The 15,326-nt window shown below is 70.4% G+C and carries 17 protein-coding genes and 1 pseudogene; 16 read left to right on the top strand and 2 right to left on the bottom strand.

Translation table 11 applies throughout. From position 1 onward, the window contains the following. Window positions 1-46: 46 nt before the first annotated feature. The gene (locus ACIRB1_RS36670) at window positions 47-583 is read right to left on the bottom strand and encodes a TetR/AcrR family transcriptional regulator (protein WP_403468551.1); all 537 of its coding nucleotides are present in this window, start codon (window positions 581-583) and stop codon (window positions 47-49) included. Between the two features lie 75 nt (window positions 584-658). Between ACIRB1_RS36670 and ACIRB1_RS36665 the strand changes: the two genes are divergently transcribed. The 3 genes from ACIRB1_RS36665 (at window position 659) to ACIRB1_RS36655 (ending at window position 3,034) form a co-directional block, all read left to right on the top strand. Beyond that, window positions 659-1,708 carry an aldo/keto reductase gene (locus tag ACIRB1_RS36665; protein ID WP_352182757.1) on the top strand — a complete coding sequence of 350 codons (1,050 nt, stop codon included), beginning with the start codon at window positions 659-661 and terminating at the stop codon, window positions 1,706-1,708. Further along, window positions 1,705-1,857, top strand: a complete 153-nt coding sequence (locus ACIRB1_RS36660) for a hypothetical protein (protein ID WP_352182756.1) — start codon at window positions 1,705-1,707, stop codon at window positions 1,855-1,857. Before ACIRB1_RS36665 ends, ACIRB1_RS36660 begins: the two co-directional genes overlap by 4 nt. A gap of 154 nt (window positions 1,858-2,011) precedes the next feature. Continuing rightward, window positions 2,012-3,034 carry an aldehyde reductase gene (locus tag ACIRB1_RS36655; protein ID WP_352182755.1) on the top strand — a complete coding sequence of 341 codons (1,023 nt, stop codon included), beginning with the start codon at window positions 2,012-2,014 and terminating at the stop codon, window positions 3,032-3,034. Here the strand turns inward: ACIRB1_RS36655 and ACIRB1_RS36650 are convergent. Next, window positions 2,988-3,530: a family 78 glycoside hydrolase catalytic domain gene (locus ACIRB1_RS36650; RefSeq protein WP_403468550.1), complete on the bottom strand. Its 543-nt coding sequence runs from the start codon at window positions 3,528-3,530 to the stop codon at window positions 2,988-2,990. The two genes, ACIRB1_RS36655 and ACIRB1_RS36650, sit on opposite strands and share 47 nt — an antisense overlap. Window positions 3,531-3,686: 156 nt before the next feature. Between ACIRB1_RS36650 and ACIRB1_RS36645 the strand changes: the two genes are divergently transcribed. The 13 genes and pseudogenes from ACIRB1_RS36645 to ACIRB1_RS36585 all read left to right on the top strand — a co-directional run. Next, entirely contained in the window at window positions 3,687-4,829 is a 1,143-nt protein-coding gene (locus ACIRB1_RS36645) for an extracellular solute-binding protein (protein WP_352182754.1), read from the top strand. Window positions 4,830-4,953: 124 nt separating this feature from the next. Further along, window positions 4,954-6,240, top strand: a complete 1,287-nt coding sequence (locus tag ACIRB1_RS36640) for a sensor histidine kinase (protein ID WP_352182753.1) — start codon at window positions 4,954-4,956, stop codon at window positions 6,238-6,240. Beyond that, window positions 6,237-6,896, top strand: coding sequence for a response regulator transcription factor (locus tag ACIRB1_RS36635; protein ID WP_352182752.1), 660 nt, complete (start codon window positions 6,237-6,239; stop codon window positions 6,894-6,896). Before ACIRB1_RS36640 ends, ACIRB1_RS36635 begins: the two co-directional genes overlap by 4 nt. Before the next feature lie 80 nt (window positions 6,897-6,976). Next, window positions 6,977-7,471: a MarR family transcriptional regulator gene (locus ACIRB1_RS36630; protein ID WP_352182751.1), complete on the top strand. Its 495-nt coding sequence runs from the start codon at window positions 6,977-6,979 to the stop codon at window positions 7,469-7,471. A gap of 152 nt (window positions 7,472-7,623) precedes the next feature. Beyond that, entirely contained in the window at window positions 7,624-8,250 is a 627-nt protein-coding gene (locus ACIRB1_RS36625) for a DsbA family protein (RefSeq protein WP_352182750.1), read from the top strand. A gap of 35 nt (window positions 8,251-8,285) precedes the next feature. Beyond that, entirely contained in the window at window positions 8,286-9,092 is an 807-nt protein-coding gene (locus ACIRB1_RS36620; RefSeq protein ID WP_403468549.1) for an MBL fold metallo-hydrolase, read from the top strand. Between the two features lie 2 nt (window positions 9,093-9,094). Further along, window positions 9,095-9,505 (top strand): nuclear transport factor 2 family protein, encoded by a 411-nt coding sequence (locus ACIRB1_RS36615; RefSeq protein WP_403468548.1) that lies wholly within the window; start codon window positions 9,095-9,097, stop codon window positions 9,503-9,505. 411 nt (window positions 9,506-9,916) lie between these two features. Beyond that, window positions 9,917-11,155, top strand: coding sequence for a PP2C family protein-serine/threonine phosphatase (locus ACIRB1_RS36610; protein ID WP_403468660.1), 1,239 nt, complete (start codon window positions 9,917-9,919; stop codon window positions 11,153-11,155). 258 nt (window positions 11,156-11,413) lie between these two features. Then, window positions 11,414-12,550: a molybdopterin-dependent oxidoreductase gene (locus ACIRB1_RS36605; protein WP_403468547.1), complete on the top strand. Its 1,137-nt coding sequence runs from the start codon at window positions 11,414-11,416 to the stop codon at window positions 12,548-12,550. Continuing rightward, window positions 12,547-12,948 (top strand): hypothetical protein, encoded by a 402-nt coding sequence (locus tag ACIRB1_RS36600; RefSeq protein ID WP_403468546.1) that lies wholly within the window; start codon window positions 12,547-12,549, stop codon window positions 12,946-12,948. The genes ACIRB1_RS36605 and ACIRB1_RS36600 overlap by 4 nt, the downstream gene beginning before the upstream one ends. A gap of 95 nt (window positions 12,949-13,043) precedes the next feature. Then, window positions 13,044-13,688, top strand: a complete 645-nt coding sequence (locus ACIRB1_RS36595) for a hypothetical protein (RefSeq protein ID WP_403468545.1) — start codon at window positions 13,044-13,046, stop codon at window positions 13,686-13,688. Window positions 13,689-13,740: 52 nt separating this feature from the next. Then, entirely contained in the window at window positions 13,741-14,793 is a 1,053-nt protein-coding gene (locus ACIRB1_RS36590; protein ID WP_403468544.1) for an NAD-dependent epimerase/dehydratase family protein, read from the top strand. Window positions 14,794-15,122: 329 nt separating this feature from the next. Next, window positions 15,123-15,299: pseudogene (locus ACIRB1_RS36585) on the top strand (glycosyltransferase); the annotation flags it as partial. Window positions 15,300-15,326: the final 27 nt, after the last annotated feature.

The following is a 15,326-nucleotide window of genomic DNA, read 5'->3' as shown; positions in this document are numbered from 1 at the left end:
TACATGTGAATCGCCGGGCGGACAGGCACTGGGGCGGGCGTTTCGTCTACCGGTGCGTGCGGAGTCCGTCGAGGATGAGCGCGAGCATGTGGGGTGCGCGGTCCTCCGGAGTGGACGCGGCGCGCCACAGAGCGCCGGTGAGTTGGAGGAAGTCGCCTGGGTCGGCGTCCGGCCGGATGCTTGCGTCCTCCTTGCCGGCGTCGAGGAGTTCCGTGATCGCGGCGATGACCGGCCCGTAACTCTGCTCGCTGATCGCGTGGTGGGCGCCCGGGCTGAGAGCGTCACCCAGTCCGTGTTTTCTGCGCATGGCCTCGACCAGGCCGGTCGTCCAGTGGCGGAGCGCTTCCAGCGGTGACATCCGGGCCAGCAGGCCGGGCACGGTGCCGACGATGCGCTCCACCTCGTCCTGGTAGACGGCCAGGACGAGCGACTCACGTGTGGGGAAGTTGCGGTACAGGGTGCCCGCGCCGACTCCCGCGCGCTGGCTGATCTGGTTCATCGACGCACTGCCGTCCGCCGCGAGCGCTTCGCGTGCGGCGGCGAGGATGCGTGCCCTGTTCTCGCGGGCGTCTGAACGGACCACAGAACCTCACCTTGCTAAGTGGAGAACTCTCCACTACGTTATTCGGAGAGCTCTCCACATACTTTAAGGAGCGTCATGCAATACATCAAGCTCGGCCTGACCGGCCTCGATGTGTCTCCGATCGCGATCGGCGCGATGACCTACGGCGAACCGGACCGCGGGCACCCCGTCTGGTCGATGGGCGAACAGGACGCGCGCCCGCTCATCCAGCACGCGCTGGAGGTGGGGATCAACTTCTTCGACACCGCGAACATGTACTCCAACGGCTCCAGTGAGGAAATCCTCGGCCGTGCGCTCAAGGACTTCGCCGACCGCGATGCCGTCGTGATCGCCACGAAGCTGCGCCACCCCATGCGGCTGGGCCCCAACGGACGCGGCCTGTCCCGCAAGGCGATCATGACCGAGGTCGACCACTCGCTGCGCCGCCTGGGAACCGACTACATCGACCTCTACCAGGTGCACCGCAACGACCACGCGACCCCGCTGGAGGAAACCCTCGAAGCACTCAGCGACCTCGTCCGGGCGGGCAAGGTGCGCTACCTCGGGGCCTCGTCCATGCACGCCTGGGAGTTCGCGAAGGCGCTGCACCTCCAGGAGCGGCACGGCTGGGCACGGTTCGTGTCGATGCAGGACCACTACAACCTCCTCGCCCGTGAGGAGGAGCGGGAGATGATCCCGCTGTGCCTGGACGAGGGCGTCGGGACAGTCGTCTGGAGCCCGCTGGCTCGCGGCCGACTGGCCCGCGCCTGGGACGACGCGCGGTCCACGAGCCGTTCCGCGACCGACGGCGCCTACGCCGACCTGCTCTACTCACCGGCCGAGGAAGCCTCCAACCACGCGATCATCGACACGGTCGGACAGGTCGCGGATGCCCACGGCGTCAGCCGCGCACAGGTCGCACTCGCCTGGCTGCGACGCCAGCCGGTCGTCACCGCGCCGCTGGTCGGCGCCGGCTCGATCCGGCAGATCGACGAGGCCGTGGCCTCACTCGACATCGAACTCACCGACGAAGAGGCGCGCGCCCTGGAAGCCCCCTACACCCCCCGGCACGACTGGCAGGGCATCTCGGACGAGGCCGAGATGGAGGCCATCCGCAAGCGCGTGCCCCAAATGGCCCTCGCGTGAGCACCGTCGTCCGTACCGGCGCCGTGGCTGTCGGAACCGGCGGAACCCACATCGGGCTCACCAGGAGCAGGTCGATCTCGAGCGTCACCCTCGGCACCGTCGGGCTGATCGCGTTCTCCCTCTTCATGGCTGACGTGTTCACCGGCTGAATGTGGGAGATCGGGCTGTTCGAACGCGCCGTGATCTACCCGATCATGTTCGGCCCCGCCCTCCTGGGAAGCAGCGTGGTCGCTGCCCAGCGGCATCGGGCGGCCCACCCGCCCTCACCCCTTGCTCGACCAGTCCAGAACTGAGGAGAGACAGATGACACACGTACTGGTAACCGGAGGAACCGGATTCCTCGGGAGCTGGTGCATCCAGGCCCTGCTCGACGCCGGATACACCGTCCGCACCACGGTCCGCGACCTGCGGCGTGAGCCGGCACTGCGGGCCTGGCTGCACACGGCCATCCCGTTCGACGACGACCGTCTCACGGTCGTACGCGCCGACCTCGAACGTCCCGACGGCTGGGAGGCGGCCGTCGCCGGCTGCGACTTCGTCCTCCACGTGGCCTCGCCGACCCTGCGCCACACGCCGGCGAACGACGACGAGTTGGTGGTCCCGGCACGTGAGGGCGTCTTGCGGGTGCTGCGCGCCGCCCGCGACGCCGGCGTGCGTCGGGTCGTCCTGACGAGCGCCTTCGGTGCCGTGGGGATCGGGCACCCTCCGCGGTCGACCCCGTTCACCGAGGAGGACTGGACCGACGTCGACAGCGACATCCCGCCCTACCAGCGGTCCAAGACGCTTGCCGAACGCGCGGCCTGGCAGTTCGTCCAGGACGAGGGCGGTGGGCTGGAACTGGCAGCGGTTCATCCCGTGGGAGTCCTTGGACCCCTGCTCGGCCCCGACGATCCACCCTCCCTGCGCCTTGTCCGCCGCATGCTCGAAGGACGGGTCCCCGCGTGTCCTCCTTTCGGGATGGGCTTCGTCGACGTGCGCGATGTCGCGGATCTGCATCTGCGCGCGATGACCGATCCGGCAGCGGCGGGCGAGCGCTTCCTCGCCGTCGCCGGGCACAGCCTGCGCGTCGTCGAGATCGCGCGCATTCTGCGTGACCGCCTCGGTGAGCGCGCCGCGAAGGCCCCGACCCGTGAACTGCCCGTGTGGCTCGCCCGCGCACTGGGCATCGTGAACCCGGAACTGCGACTGCTCAAGCACCAGCTCGGCCGGGATCTCGACGCCACAAGCGCGAAAGCGGAGAAACTTCTCGGATGGCGAGCGCGTCCCATCGAGGACACGATCACGGACACCGCCGAGAGCCTCCTCGCCCACGGCGTCGGGACATGATCCACACGTAGCCGGTGCCAGGCGGACGGCCCGCTGGCCGAAGGCTCACGCGCCATCGACTACGACTTCCTCCGGCCAAGCGGCCGGAAGCCCTTGCGCCGTTGAACCGGCTGACGTACGCCGACCCGTCGTCCGCGCAAATCCGGGCGCGTGAGCTGGACGCCGGGAACCACTGGAGCCTGGCACCGATTCTGTCGCCGCCGGGGCAGAACCGCGAGCACTGACGCCACGCCACCCACCCGTCCGGGACTGTCCCCAACAGGGGATGGTGCGGGGCCGCCTGACCTCGGGCCGCGGGGGCGGTGGCGTAGCGCGCCCGTGAAAGATTCGACGTCGCGTTGAGCATCTCGCCGAACCGGAAGGTGACATGGGCTCCGGCAGGGCCGGTCAGGGTGTAGCGGGGGACACCGACCATGTTCTGGCCCAGGTCGAAGACGGCGGTGTCGCCGGGGCCGATGGCGACCCGGGCGGAGTCCGCTCGGTGCGGGTCGGTCACCGGTGTGGCGTTCAACCGATCGGTTGAACGCGATGTCCATCCTCCGCCGCCACATCGATCCGCCCGGACGACGCGGCGCCCCGTCTCCCCGCAGCAGAATGACGATTGCCCACGGCGCCGGGCTCTGTACACCCCCAGCAGAGAGGTCTCCTCAGCATGTCCAGCTTCAGCAGACGACGTGTCCTCACCACCGGAGCCGGAGCCGCCCTCGGTCTCGGCGTGGCCGGCGCCACCGCGACCACCGCCTCGGCCTCCACGGGCGCCGCCGCGCGCCACTCCGCCGGGGGCGAGGAGACCCGCACGCTCGACGAGCTCTACCAGGCCGCGCTCCAGGAGGGCGGAAAGCTCGTCATCTACGCCGGCGGCGACACCCCGACCCAGCAGGACGGCACCAAGGCCGCCTTCAAGGCCCGCTTCCCGGACATCGACCTCACGCTGATCGTCGACTACAGCAAGTACCACGACGTCCGCGTCGACAACCAGTTCGCCACCGGCACTCTCGTCCCCGACGTCGTACAGCTGCAGACCGTCCAGGACTTCGTCCGCTGGAAGGAGCAGCGCCGACTGCTGCACTACAAGCCCGCCGGGTTCTCGAAACTGCACGACGCGTTCAAGGACCCGCAGGGCGCCTGGGTCGCCGTCTCGGTGATCGCCTTCAGCTTCCTGTACGGCACCGCAGCCGTGGGCTCGGACGCGCCCCGCAACCCGGGCGACCTGGTCGACCCGAAGTGGAAGGGCAAGATCGCCTCGTCCTACCCGCACGACGACGACGCCGTGCTCTACCTCTACTCGCTCTACGCCCAGAAGTACGGCTGGGAGTGGGTGGCCAAACTCGCCGCGCAGGACACCCGGTTCGCACGCGGCAGCAACTCACCGGGCGTCGCCGTCTCCGCCGGGCAGAAGGCGATCGGCATCGGCACCTCGGGCTCGGCGGTGGCCTCGAACTCGCCGACGAAGTTCGTGATCGCCGACGGACACCCGTTCATGGGCTGGGGCCAGCGTGCGGCCGTGCTCAAGCAGGCCAAGAACCCCACGGCAGCCAAGCTCTACCTCAACTGGCAGTTGTCCACCGAGGTGCAGACGAAGTCCTTCAACGGCTGGTCCGTGCGCACCGACATCGCTCCCCCGGCCGGCCTGAAGCGGCTGTGGGAGTACCCGAACGCCCATGTCGACGGCTTCCCGAAGTTCATGGCGGACCGTGCCGCGGTGGAACGCTGGAAGCAGACCTTCGCCCTGTACTTCGGCGAGGTCAAGGGCGACCCCACCCCCGGCTGGCTCGGCCTGCACCCGGGAGCCTGACGGACCGCGGGGCCTCGGCGCCGGCTCCCCTGCGGCACGGCCCGGGGCCCCGCTCTTCACATCGCTCATACAGTCGGCGGATAGACTCAGCGACCCCAACGGATCATTCTGCAGGGGGTTCGCCATGCCCGCCTCCGCTCCGGAGTCCGCGGACACCTCGTCACCGGCCCATGGCCGCCGGTTCGCTCCCCGGCATCTGGCACACCTCGTGTTCTTCCTCGTCGTGGGCGCTGGGCTGGTGCGGCTGGTCCGCTTGAACAGCGCGCTGTGCTGGGACATCGTGGCCGTCAGCACACTGCTCGCCGTGACCTATGCGGCCGGGCTGGTCCTGTGGCAGCGGCTCGGTCCGCCCGCTCGACACGGATGGGTCGCCGCGCTCGTCCTGCTGTGGGCCTTCCTCGTGTTCCTCACTCCTCCGCCCCTGACCGGTGCCTACGTCTGGTGTGCGGTGCCCCTGGCCTGTGCCGCGCTCCGGGCGCTCGGGTGGCGCGCGGCGAGCGCCGCGCTGGGTGCCATCACCCTCGTGCTGGTCGGTCAACTGACCCGGAGCGCGGGCGGGTTCGACCCCGAGATGGTGCTGATCCCCGTGGCCGCCGTGTGGGGGACGGTGACCCTGTATCAGGCGCAGCAGCGGTCCGCCGCCGATCGCCAGCGTCTGCTGGACGAGTTGCGCGACACCCGTGACGTACTGGCGCGGGAACAGCGGCGAGCCGGGGCGCTGGAGGAGCGCGAGCGTATCGCGCGGGACCTCCACGACACGCTCGCGCAGGAGCTGTCCGGCAGCCTGATGCTGCTCCAGGCGGCGGAGCGGGACTGGCAGCGAGGCGAGGATGTCGCGCGCACCCGGGTGCGCGCGGTCGCCGACGGTCTCGACGTCAGTCTCGCGGAGACCCGACGGATGATTCGGGACCTCACTCCGTCCGCGGTCGCCGAGAACGGACTCGAGGGCTCCCTGCGGCTGCTGTGCGCTCGCGCGCAGCAGGAGGGCACGGCGGCGTTCGTACGGTTCCGCTCGACCGGAAGCCACCGTCCCGACCTGGACGAACAGGCCGCCACCGCGCTGTTCCGGGCGGCCCAGGGCATGCTGGCCAATGTGCGGGAACACGCCTGCGCGACCAGCCTGTCCGTGACGCTGCACCACCATGCGGACCATGTCGACCTGGACGTGTGGGACGACGGTGTCGGCTTCGACGTCGCCCACCTGCGCGGGGCGAACCGCCCGGACCGTGGTTTCGGTCTCCCGGCCACCCGGGCGCGGCTGCGGGAGCATGGCGGCGGTCTCACCGTCGACGGGGTTCCAGGCCGGGGTACCCGCGTCCGGGCCACCGTGCCCGCCGGTCCACGGCCGGGTGCGCAGGCACGTGTGAACCAGAGCGCGCCGGCCTCGGTTTCGACGGTGGCCGTTCGATGACGACGTCTCCGCTGCGACTGCTGATCGCCGACGACCACGCGGTGGTTCGGGCCGGGCTGCGCGCATTGCTGGAGGGCGAGGCGGATCTGAGCGTGATCGCGGAGGCCGCCGATCCCGCAGAGGCGGTCCGGCTCACCATGACCCTGGCACCCGACGTCGTCCTGATGGACCTGCGCTTCGACAGCGGTGACGGACACCGCGACGGCCCGGTCGACGGTGTCGAGGCGGTCCGCGCGCTGACCGCCGGCGCTCCGGCCGTGCCGGTGGTGATGCTGACCAGCTACTCCGGACGGGCACACGTCGTGCGCGCTCTGGAGGCTGGAGCGCGCGGCTATGTGCTGAAGGCCGGACCGCCGGAGGATCTCTTCCGGGCGGTCCGCGGTGCGGCGGGGGGAGGTATGGGGCTCGCACCCGAGGTCGTCGGCGACCTGGTGGGCCAAGTGGTCAGCCCCGCAACGGAGTTGACACAACGGGAACGGGAAGTGGTCCGGCTGATGGCCGACGGTCGCAGCAACCGCTCCATCGCCGAGTCCCTGTATCTCAGCGAGGCGACGGTCAAGACTCACCTCGTCCGCGTCTATCGCAAGCTCGGGGTCGACAACCGGGTGGCAGCGGTGTCGGAAGCGGTCCGCAGGGGGCTGCTGGAACTCGGATAGGCGGGCGGTGCCATCAGGACTCCTCGGCAGGGCATGATCAGTACCTTGGTGCCCACGACGATGAGACAGGTGGCGAGGCCGTGGCTGAGGGATCGGGGATCTCGACCGCGAAGGAAGCGGCGGATCATGAACTCGTCTTGGCCTTCGGGCGTTTGCAGGGTGCGGCCAACCGGCTGGAGTACATCCTCGGCCGTGCGCTTGAGGAGGAGTGCGGGGTCAGCCATCTCATGTTCGAGGTGCTGCTGATCCTCGGCCGGGCGGGCGAGCCGGGGCTGTCGATGCGGGCCATCGCGCAGGAGCAGGTGCTGACGACCGGCGGGGCGACACGGCTGGTGGACCGCATGGAGGCCGCGGGACTCGCCGAGCGCACGGAGACTCCCGGCGACCGGCGCGGGCGACTGGTCCGGCTCACCGCACTCGGTGAGGAGACGGCGGTCCGCGCCGCCCACCTGCACGTGGAGAACATCAGGCGGTATTTCCTGGCGCCCATCCCCGCCGACGACCGTCAGCGCTTCGCGGAGGACCTGCGGATCCTCAGTCACTCGGCTCGGGATCTGCTGCCTCGGCTGCCCTGACCTGTCAAGACGCGGCAGCACAGGGATCTCCATAACATCACCTCGATGTGTGACGCACGCCACATCTCCCGGGAAATATCTGACGCGTCAGTTACTGTTTGATCAGATGAATCGTCCGCACCAGGCGGACACCCACCCTGTCGAGGTGTGCGATGAAGCTCGTCTACGTTTTCGACGCCTACTGCGGCTGGTCCCACGGCTTTTCCGCGACTCTGCGCCAAGTCGTCTCCCGCCATCCGCAGCTGCCCGTGGACGTGATCTCCGGCGGCCTCTTCACCGGCGACCGCCGGATGCGGCTGAGCGCGTCCGGGTTCATCCAGGACGCCAACCGCCGGATCACAGAGTCGACCGGCGCCGAATTCGGGGCGGGATACCAGAGGTTGGCCGCCGAAGGATCGTTCGTGATGGACTCCGAGGCCGCCGCCCGCGGTGTCGCCGCCCTGCGCCGGACCTCCCCCGCCCGGGCCGTGGAACTGGCCACCGCCCTCCAACACGCCTTCTACGTCGACGGACTGAGCCTCTCCGACAGCAGCACCTACCGGCAGATCGCCGAACAGGCCGGCCTGAACGCGGACACCGTGGTCGCCGCCTTCCAGTCACCCGAGTCCCGGTCCGCGGCAGAGGCCGACTTCCGCCGAACGGCCGAACTGGGAGTCACCGGCTTCCCCACCCTCCTCGGCCTCGACGGCCGGAGCACCTTCGTCCTGGCTCGCGGACACGCCACCGCGGCCGAGGTCGACCAGCGTCTCGCGGCCCTCGCCGCTCAGCGCCCCTCTTGACCAGCACCGCAGCCCACCCCTCCCAGGAGCACATCATGAGCAACCTCTCCTTCAAGGTCCTCGACCTGGACTTCCCGGCCGGCAGCAAGAACAAGACCGCCACCCTCGTCACCGGCGAGAACGACGCACTACTGGTCGACGCCGCCTTCACCCGCGCCGACGGACACCGCCTCGCCGCCGAAATCCTCGACTCCGGCAAGACACTGACCACCGTCTTCATCAGCCACGCCGACCCCGACTTCTACTTCGGCGCCGAAGTGATCGCCGACGCCTTCCCCGACACGGTCTTCGTAGCCACCCCGCTCGTCATCGAACACATCGCCCACTCCTACGAAGGCAAACTCAAAGCCTGGGCCGCCCTCGGCCCCAACCTCCCCACCCGCCTGGTCGACCTGCAACCGCTCACCGGCGACCTCACCCTCGAAGGCCACACCTTCCAGCTCAAGGGCGGCCCCGCCACCCTCCCCGACCGCCACTACCTCTGGCAGGCCGAACACCGCGCCCTCCTCGGCGGCGTCCTCCTCTTCCAGCAGGAACACGTCTGGGTCGCCGACACCCCCACCCCCGACGACCGCACCGCCTGGATCAACCTCCTCGACGAGATGACCGCCCTCCAGCCCGAACTCGTCGTCCCCGGCCACCGCCTCCCCGGCACCCCGGCCGACACCACCGCCATCACCGCCACCCGCGACTACCTCCTCGCCTTCGAAGAAGAACTCGCCAAGGCCGCCGACGGCGCCGCACTCACCGAGGCACTCGTGGCCCGCTACCCCGACCACGGCATGCTCATCGCCGCCCAGATCGGAGCGAAGGTCGCCAAGGGCGAAATGAAGTGGGGCTGACCATGACCGAGTTCACCACCTCCACCGCACCCGCAGACGTCGTCCGCCGCCAGTACCTCGCCTCCGCCGCGGGTGACCTCGACGCCCTGCGCGCCACCCTCGCCCCGGACGTGGAGTGGACGGAGATGGCCGGCTTCCCCCTCGCCGGGACCTACCGAACCCCCGACGGCGTCACCGCCAACGTCATGGAACAGCTCGGCAAGGACTGGGACGACTGGACCGCCCACGACGACACCTACATCACCGACGGCGAGAACGTCGTCGTCCTCGCCCGCTACACCGCCACCAACAAAGCCACCGGCAAACCGATCGACGCCCGCGTCGCCCACCACTTCGTCGTACGCGGCGGACTCATCGTCCGCTTCGAACAGTTCGTCGACACCGCACTCGTCCGCGACGCCATGACCGCCTGACCGCCCGGTGCCGAGGCCGCTGAGGTGACGGGGCTGCCGAGAGTGATCACGGTCAGCCCCTCGCACACCGCACACAGCGGTCGGCGGCTTCCCGGTCTCCGAGCGCTGGAGTGCGGCCTCGCCCGTTCTTGGAACAACCCCACCCCCGGGGATCCCCGCTGTGACGGAGACTGCTGAACCTCGACAACTCCAAAGTCCCCGACGGAATCAAACCAAGACTCGTCCGTTCGGGGGCCTTGTGGTGCAATAGCATCTCCCTGGCAGCGGGCTCGGCGTCGACCCCTCGCGTACCGGGCGGGAGCCCTGAGCACAGGCGAGCAGCGAGGAGTCACCGTGACCGTACGCGAGCATGAAGGGCTCGGTGGGCGGCCCGTCCCCGCTTCCGTGAACCGGGACGACCAGGGCAGCACGGTGGCCTTGGCGGGGACACTGGCCGCGGCCGAGACGGCGGCACCCGTGGAGTCTCTCGACGTGGTCGCGCGACTGCTCAAGGAGCGCCTCGGGGCCGCGTCGGTTTCCTTCCTCATCACGGACTTCACCGGCGGCTCGGTGGTTCGGCTCGGGGCGGCCGACAGCATCGACACCGACGAACCGGCCCGGCGCATCACCTTGCGGGGCACGCTGTACGGCGACGTGATCCGCACCCAGCGGCCGAGCGTGGAGGACCGGGGCGACGGCGGGCTGGTGCGGATCGTCGCCCCCGTGACCAACCGCGGGGACGCCATCGGGCTTCTCGAACTGTTCCTCCCCATGGCACCCGACGCGGAGACGATGCGGGAGATCGGCGAGACCGCGCACGTCCTGGCGTACATCGTCATCGCGAACCGCTCGTTCACCGACGTGTACCAGTGGGGTCGGCGGACCACTCCACTCAGCCTGGCCGCGGAGATCCAGCACCGGCTGCTCCCGGCTTCGCTCGCTTGCGAGGCCGCGCAGTTCGCCGTGGCCGGAGCGCTGGAGCCGGCCGACCACGTCGGGGGTGACACCTTCGACTACGTCATCGACCGGGACACCGTCCAGCTCTCCGTCACCGACGCCATGGGCCACGACGTCGACGCCGCGCTGCTGGCCACCCTCCTGGTGAGCGCCCTGCGCCGGGCGCGGCGAGCCGGTGCCGACCTCGCCGAACAGGCCCGCCAGGCCGATGAGGCCATGCGCGAACACGGCCATCAGGGCTATGTCACCGGCCAGCTGCTGCGCATCAGCCTGATCGACGGCAGCGCCGAGTTCATCAACGCCGGCCACCCCTGGCCGCTGCGCATGCGGGACGGCCAGGTGCAGGAGATCACTCCGCAGATCGACATGCCGTTCGGCTTCCACGCCCCTCACACCTACCGGGTCCAGTCGCTGGACCTGCGGCCGGGTGACCGGCTGGTGATGCTCACCGACGGCATGCTGGAGCGGAACGCCAGCAGTCTCGATCTACCGGGCCTGATCGTACGGACCGGCGCACTGCACCCTCGCGAGGCCGCCCGCGCCCTCATCGCGGCGATCGTCGACGCCAATGACGGCCACCTCCACGACGACGCGACCGTCATGTGCCTGGACTGGCGTGGCGTCGACCAGTCCGAGCGGGACGCCAGCACCGGCGCCGACCTCGCCGACGCCTCCCCACCGTCGCAGACCCGGCGGACAATTCCTGCGCGATGACGCGAAGCCTGCTCCCGAACACCGCGCTGCGTCCGGTCCCCCATGCGGGCATCCCGGGCCACCGGCCGGCTGCCCGCGTCAGTCGGGACGTCGTACGACATCTCGGAACCCGCCTCCCGCACCTCGCCGTACATGCCCCGGGAATGCCGCCGACCGCGTCAGACTCTCGTAAGCGCATCGTCGCGTGACCAGGACCGTCCTTGTTCCGTAAGGCGTTCAGTCGTTCCGGAACGGGCGGGCGGCGGGTGGGATGGGGGCATGAAACTCCGTGTCACTCCGCCCGTGTTCAGGGGCAGGCTGCACGACGCCCGCACGGCGACCTCGGTCGGCCGCTGGCTCGGGCCGGCGTTCGCCGTGTGCTTCCTCACCGGGCTCGTCAGCCACTTCATGCAACACCCACCCGGCTGGTTGGCCGACCAGATCCCGAGCCGCCCGTCGTGGGGTTATCGGGTCACCCAGGGCCTGCACGTCGCTTCCGGCATCGCGGCGATTCCACTCCTGCTCGCCAAGTTGTGGACGGTGTATCCGCGGCTGTTCGCGTGGCCGCCGCTGCGGTCGGCGCGGCATGCGCTGGAGCGTGTGTCGATCGCGGTACTGGTGGCCGGTTCCGTCTTCGAGCTGACGACCGGGCTGCTGAACACGGTCCAGTGGTATCCGTGGCCGTTCTCGTTCGTGCCGGTGCACTACGCGGTGGCGTGGCTGGTGATCGGCGCCCTCGTGCTGCACATCGCGGTCAAAGCCCCGGAGATCCGGGCGCACTGGAGCCGGAGGTCGCCCGGGACGCTCGCCCTGCCCGCACAGGACGGTGCCGACCGGCGCTCCTTGCTGACGGCGGTGGGCGCGGCCGTCGCAGCCGTCACCCTCACCACGGTGGGCCAGTCCTTCACCCCGCTCAAAGACTTCCTCCTGTTCGCGCCCCGCCATCCCGACCACGGCCCGCAGGCCCTGCCCGTCAACAGGACCGCGGCGGCGGCCGGGGTCGGCCGGGTCGCCGACGAGGAGTACCGCCTGGTGGTGGCCGGTCCACGGCCGTACACCCTCACCCTGGACGAGTTGCGCGCTCTGCCGCAGCACGAAGTGGAACTGCCCATCGCCTGCGTGGAGGGCTGGAGCAAGTCGGCGCACTGGACGGGCGTGCGGGTCGTGGACCTGCTGGAGCGGGCGGGTGCGCCGCCGCATGCACGGGTCCGCGTGGTGTCGTTGCAACTGCGCGGCGGCTACCGGGTGTCGGAGATGGGACATCCCCACGCCCGCGATCCGCTGACCCTGCTCGCGCTCCGTCTGAACGGAGAGGAACTGCACCCCGACCACGGCTACCCGGCGCGCCTCATCGCCCCGAACCGGCCCGGCGTGTTGCAGACCAAGTGGGTCGGCCGGCTGGAGGTGCTGTCGTGAAGGTGACGCGTGTTCTCCTGGGCGCGGCCGGGTTGGCACTCATGGGTGTCGGCGCGTCGCTGCTGGCGGACGTCCGTGATCTGACCGGTGTGCTGGTCTGGCTGGGCGGCGCGGTCGTCCTGCACGACGGGCTGATCGGGCCGCTGGTGCTGCTGGCCGGGCTGGCGCTCGTGCGGGGCGGAGCGCGCGGGACGGTCCGCGGGGCGCTGGTGGTCGCGGGCGCGTTGACAGTGGTGGCGTTGCCGGTGCTGCTGCGTCCGGGACGTAGGGCGAACGCCTCGGTGCTCCCGCTGGACTATCCGCGCAACTGGCTGATCGCGATGGCGGCCGTGGGTGCCGTGACGGCACTCGCACTGGCCGTCAGGTGGGTCGCCCGCCGTCGGCGGTCGCCGTCGTGAGGGCTGTGGCGGTCCTGGCCGCGCCGGTATTACAGGTGTCTTACGCGTTCCGCGCAGGACCCGGTGGAGCCGCCGCGGACTCCTACCGTGACCGGATGCGATCCTTGCGTGCTCTGCCTACGACTGTGCTGGTGACGGCGGCTCCCCTGCTGCTGGCGTTGGCCGGTGCCGTCCATCCACGCCATCTGACGGCGGCGACAGCGGGCCACTGGGCCGGGCTGCACATCGTTCTGCTGCCGGTGTTTCCCTTCCTGGCGCTCGGTCTGGTGGTCCCGTTGTGGGGCAGGCCCCGCCGTGACACAGAAGGAGCGCTGACCGTGCTCGCCTGGGCCGGCTGCCTCGGCTACGCGGTGTACTACTCCGGCCTCGACGCCGTCGCGGGAATCTCGGCGGGCACCGTGGTTCACCACGGAGTCCATGGGGCGGCCGGGCGACTGTTCGCGACCGGCGACGAACTGGGCCGGGCGGGGGTGTACGCGCTGGCCGTGGCCTGTCTCGCGACGTGCGCGGTGCTGTACCGGCGACACGGGGCCCGGGTACTGCCGGGCGCCATGGTGCTGCTCGCCGCCTGCTGGTCGTTCGTGGACAGCCACATCTTCTGGCCCCGTGGTGTGCTCACCATGCTCGGCTTCGCCCTGGCCTTCGGCCTGTTGACGGCGGCAAGGTTCCGGAGCGGAGAGGAGAGCGCCGGGAACAGCGGCGATGACGGGGCACGGTCGCGAAGCCTTACGAACCGCTGACGTACCCGCGTCGAACGGCCCGCTCCCGCGTGCGCGGCCGTACGGTCGGGGCATGTTGATCCTGGTCACCGGAGGTGCGGGCTTCATCGGCTCGCACATCGTCACCGCTCTCGTCGGCGCAGGCCACGAAGTGCGCATCCTCGACGCACTGTTGCCCGCCGCCCACCGCACCGCTCCGCCCATCCCCGAGGGGGTGGACTGGCGGCACGCCGATGTCCGCGACGCGGCGGCCGTCACCGACGCCCTGCGCGGCGTGGACGCCGTCTGCCATCAGGCCGCGATGGTCGGGCTGGGCAAGGACTTCGCCGACGCGCCGGACTACGTCGCCTGCAACGATCTCGGCACCGCGGTACTGCTGGCGGGTATGGCCGCAGGCGGGGTGGGACGTCTGGTGCTGGCCGGTTCGATGGTGGTCTACGGCGAGGGGCGCTACGAATGCTCCCGGCACGGCGTCGTCCGGCCGGGGCCGCGCCGGGTGGCCGATCTCGACGAGGGGCGGTTCGAACCACCCTGCCCGCGCTGCGGTGAGCCGCTCGTACCGGGACTGGTGGCGGAGGACGCACCGACCGATCCGCGCAACGTCTACGCGGCGACGAAGCTCACCCAGGAACATCTCGCCGCCGCGTGGGCGCGTGCGACGGGTGGAAGGGTGGCCGCGCTGCGCTACCACAACGTGTATGGCCCCGAGATGCCGCGTGACACCCCGTACGCCGGCGTCGCGTCCCTGTTCCGCTCCGCGCTCGCGCGCGGCGAGGCTCCGCGGGTGTTCGAGGACGGCGGCCAACGGCGGGACTTCGTGCACGTCCAGGACGTGGCCGGGGCCAACCTCGCCGCGCTGGGTGGTGTGGACGACCTGTCGCAGGGCGGTCTGCGGGCCTACAACGTGGGCAGCGGGGACCCCCACACCGTGGGAGAGATGGCCGCAGCCCTGGCCGAGTCGTACGGAGGTCCGGCACCGGTGGTGACCGGTGAATATCGGCTCGGGGACGTCCGGCACATCACCGCGTCCTCACGCAGGCTCCGCGACGAACTGGGGTGGAAGCCCCGGATCACCTTCGCGGAGGGCATGACCGAGTTCGCGACGGCTGCCCTGCGGGCCGGGTGAGCCCGGTCATCCCTCTCAAAACAGCAGTCACCGCAGGAAGTACGCCAGCAGGTCGAACTCGCCGATGGTGAGGGCGAGTTCGGCACTGTCGTGAGGGCGCGACGGGTAGCGGGGTCCAGGGTGAGCGGCCGATTGCGCAGCCGGCGATGCGCGGGCGCGGTCCGGACTGCCCGGGCCGCCTCGGCGCGGCGCCTTGGCGGGCCCGTCGCCCTTCACGGTGAGGGCGAAGCGCTCCCGTCCCGTCCGCGATCCGGATGGAACAGTGACGTCAGCGATCTGTAAGAACATCAAATCCCTTATGCCCGCTTTGCGTTCGTAGAGTGAAGGGCGTGATCGAGACCTCCCCTCCTCCTGCGGACGTCGTGCTGCCGTGCCGCGACGAAGTCGAGGCCCTGCCCTGGGTCCTGGACGGCTTCGGCGCGGCGTGCCACGCGGGTCCGGTGGCCGCCACGGCCGACGTCGCCTGCTTCCGCGACCGCGACGCCTCCCTTGACCCCGGCCTGCTCCCCCGCTCGCGCTTCGCCACCATGCCG

Origin of the sequence: Streptomyces sp. NPDC096013 (assembly GCF_044763565.1) — a bacterium.
Lineage (GTDB): Bacteria > Actinomycetota > Actinomycetes > Streptomycetales > Streptomycetaceae > Streptomyces.
This window is presented reverse-complemented; position numbering and strand designations above follow the sequence as displayed.

What these genes read in the sequence shown, in the direction of transcription:
- ACIRB1_RS36665 (WP_352182757.1), top strand. Translation starts at nt 659, where the DNA reads ATGCAATACATCAAGCTCGGCCTGACCGGCCTCGATGTGTCTCCGATC.
- ACIRB1_RS36655 (WP_352182755.1), top strand. Translation starts at nt 2,012, where the DNA reads ATGACACACGTACTGGTAACCGGAGGAACCGGATTCCTCGGGAGCTGG.
- ACIRB1_RS36645 (WP_352182754.1), top strand. Translation starts at nt 3,687, where the DNA reads ATGTCCAGCTTCAGCAGACGACGTGTCCTCACCACCGGAGCCGGAGCC.
- ACIRB1_RS36640 (WP_352182753.1), top strand. Translation starts at nt 4,954, where the DNA reads ATGCCCGCCTCCGCTCCGGAGTCCGCGGACACCTCGTCACCGGCCCAT.
- ACIRB1_RS36635 (WP_352182752.1), top strand. Translation starts at nt 6,237, where the DNA reads ATGACGACGTCTCCGCTGCGACTGCTGATCGCCGACGACCACGCGGTG.
- ACIRB1_RS36625 (WP_352182750.1), top strand. Translation starts at nt 7,624, where the DNA reads ATGAAGCTCGTCTACGTTTTCGACGCCTACTGCGGCTGGTCCCACGGC.
- ACIRB1_RS36620 (WP_403468549.1), top strand. Translation starts at nt 8,286, where the DNA reads ATGAGCAACCTCTCCTTCAAGGTCCTCGACCTGGACTTCCCGGCCGGC.
- ACIRB1_RS36615 (WP_403468548.1), top strand. Translation starts at nt 9,095, where the DNA reads ATGACCGAGTTCACCACCTCCACCGCACCCGCAGACGTCGTCCGCCGC.
- ACIRB1_RS36605 (WP_403468547.1), top strand. Translation starts at nt 11,414, where the DNA reads ATGAAACTCCGTGTCACTCCGCCCGTGTTCAGGGGCAGGCTGCACGAC.
- ACIRB1_RS36595 (WP_403468545.1), top strand. Translation starts at nt 13,044, where the DNA reads ATGCGATCCTTGCGTGCTCTGCCTACGACTGTGCTGGTGACGGCGGCT.
- ACIRB1_RS36590 (WP_403468544.1), top strand. Translation starts at nt 13,741, where the DNA reads ATGTTGATCCTGGTCACCGGAGGTGCGGGCTTCATCGGCTCGCACATC.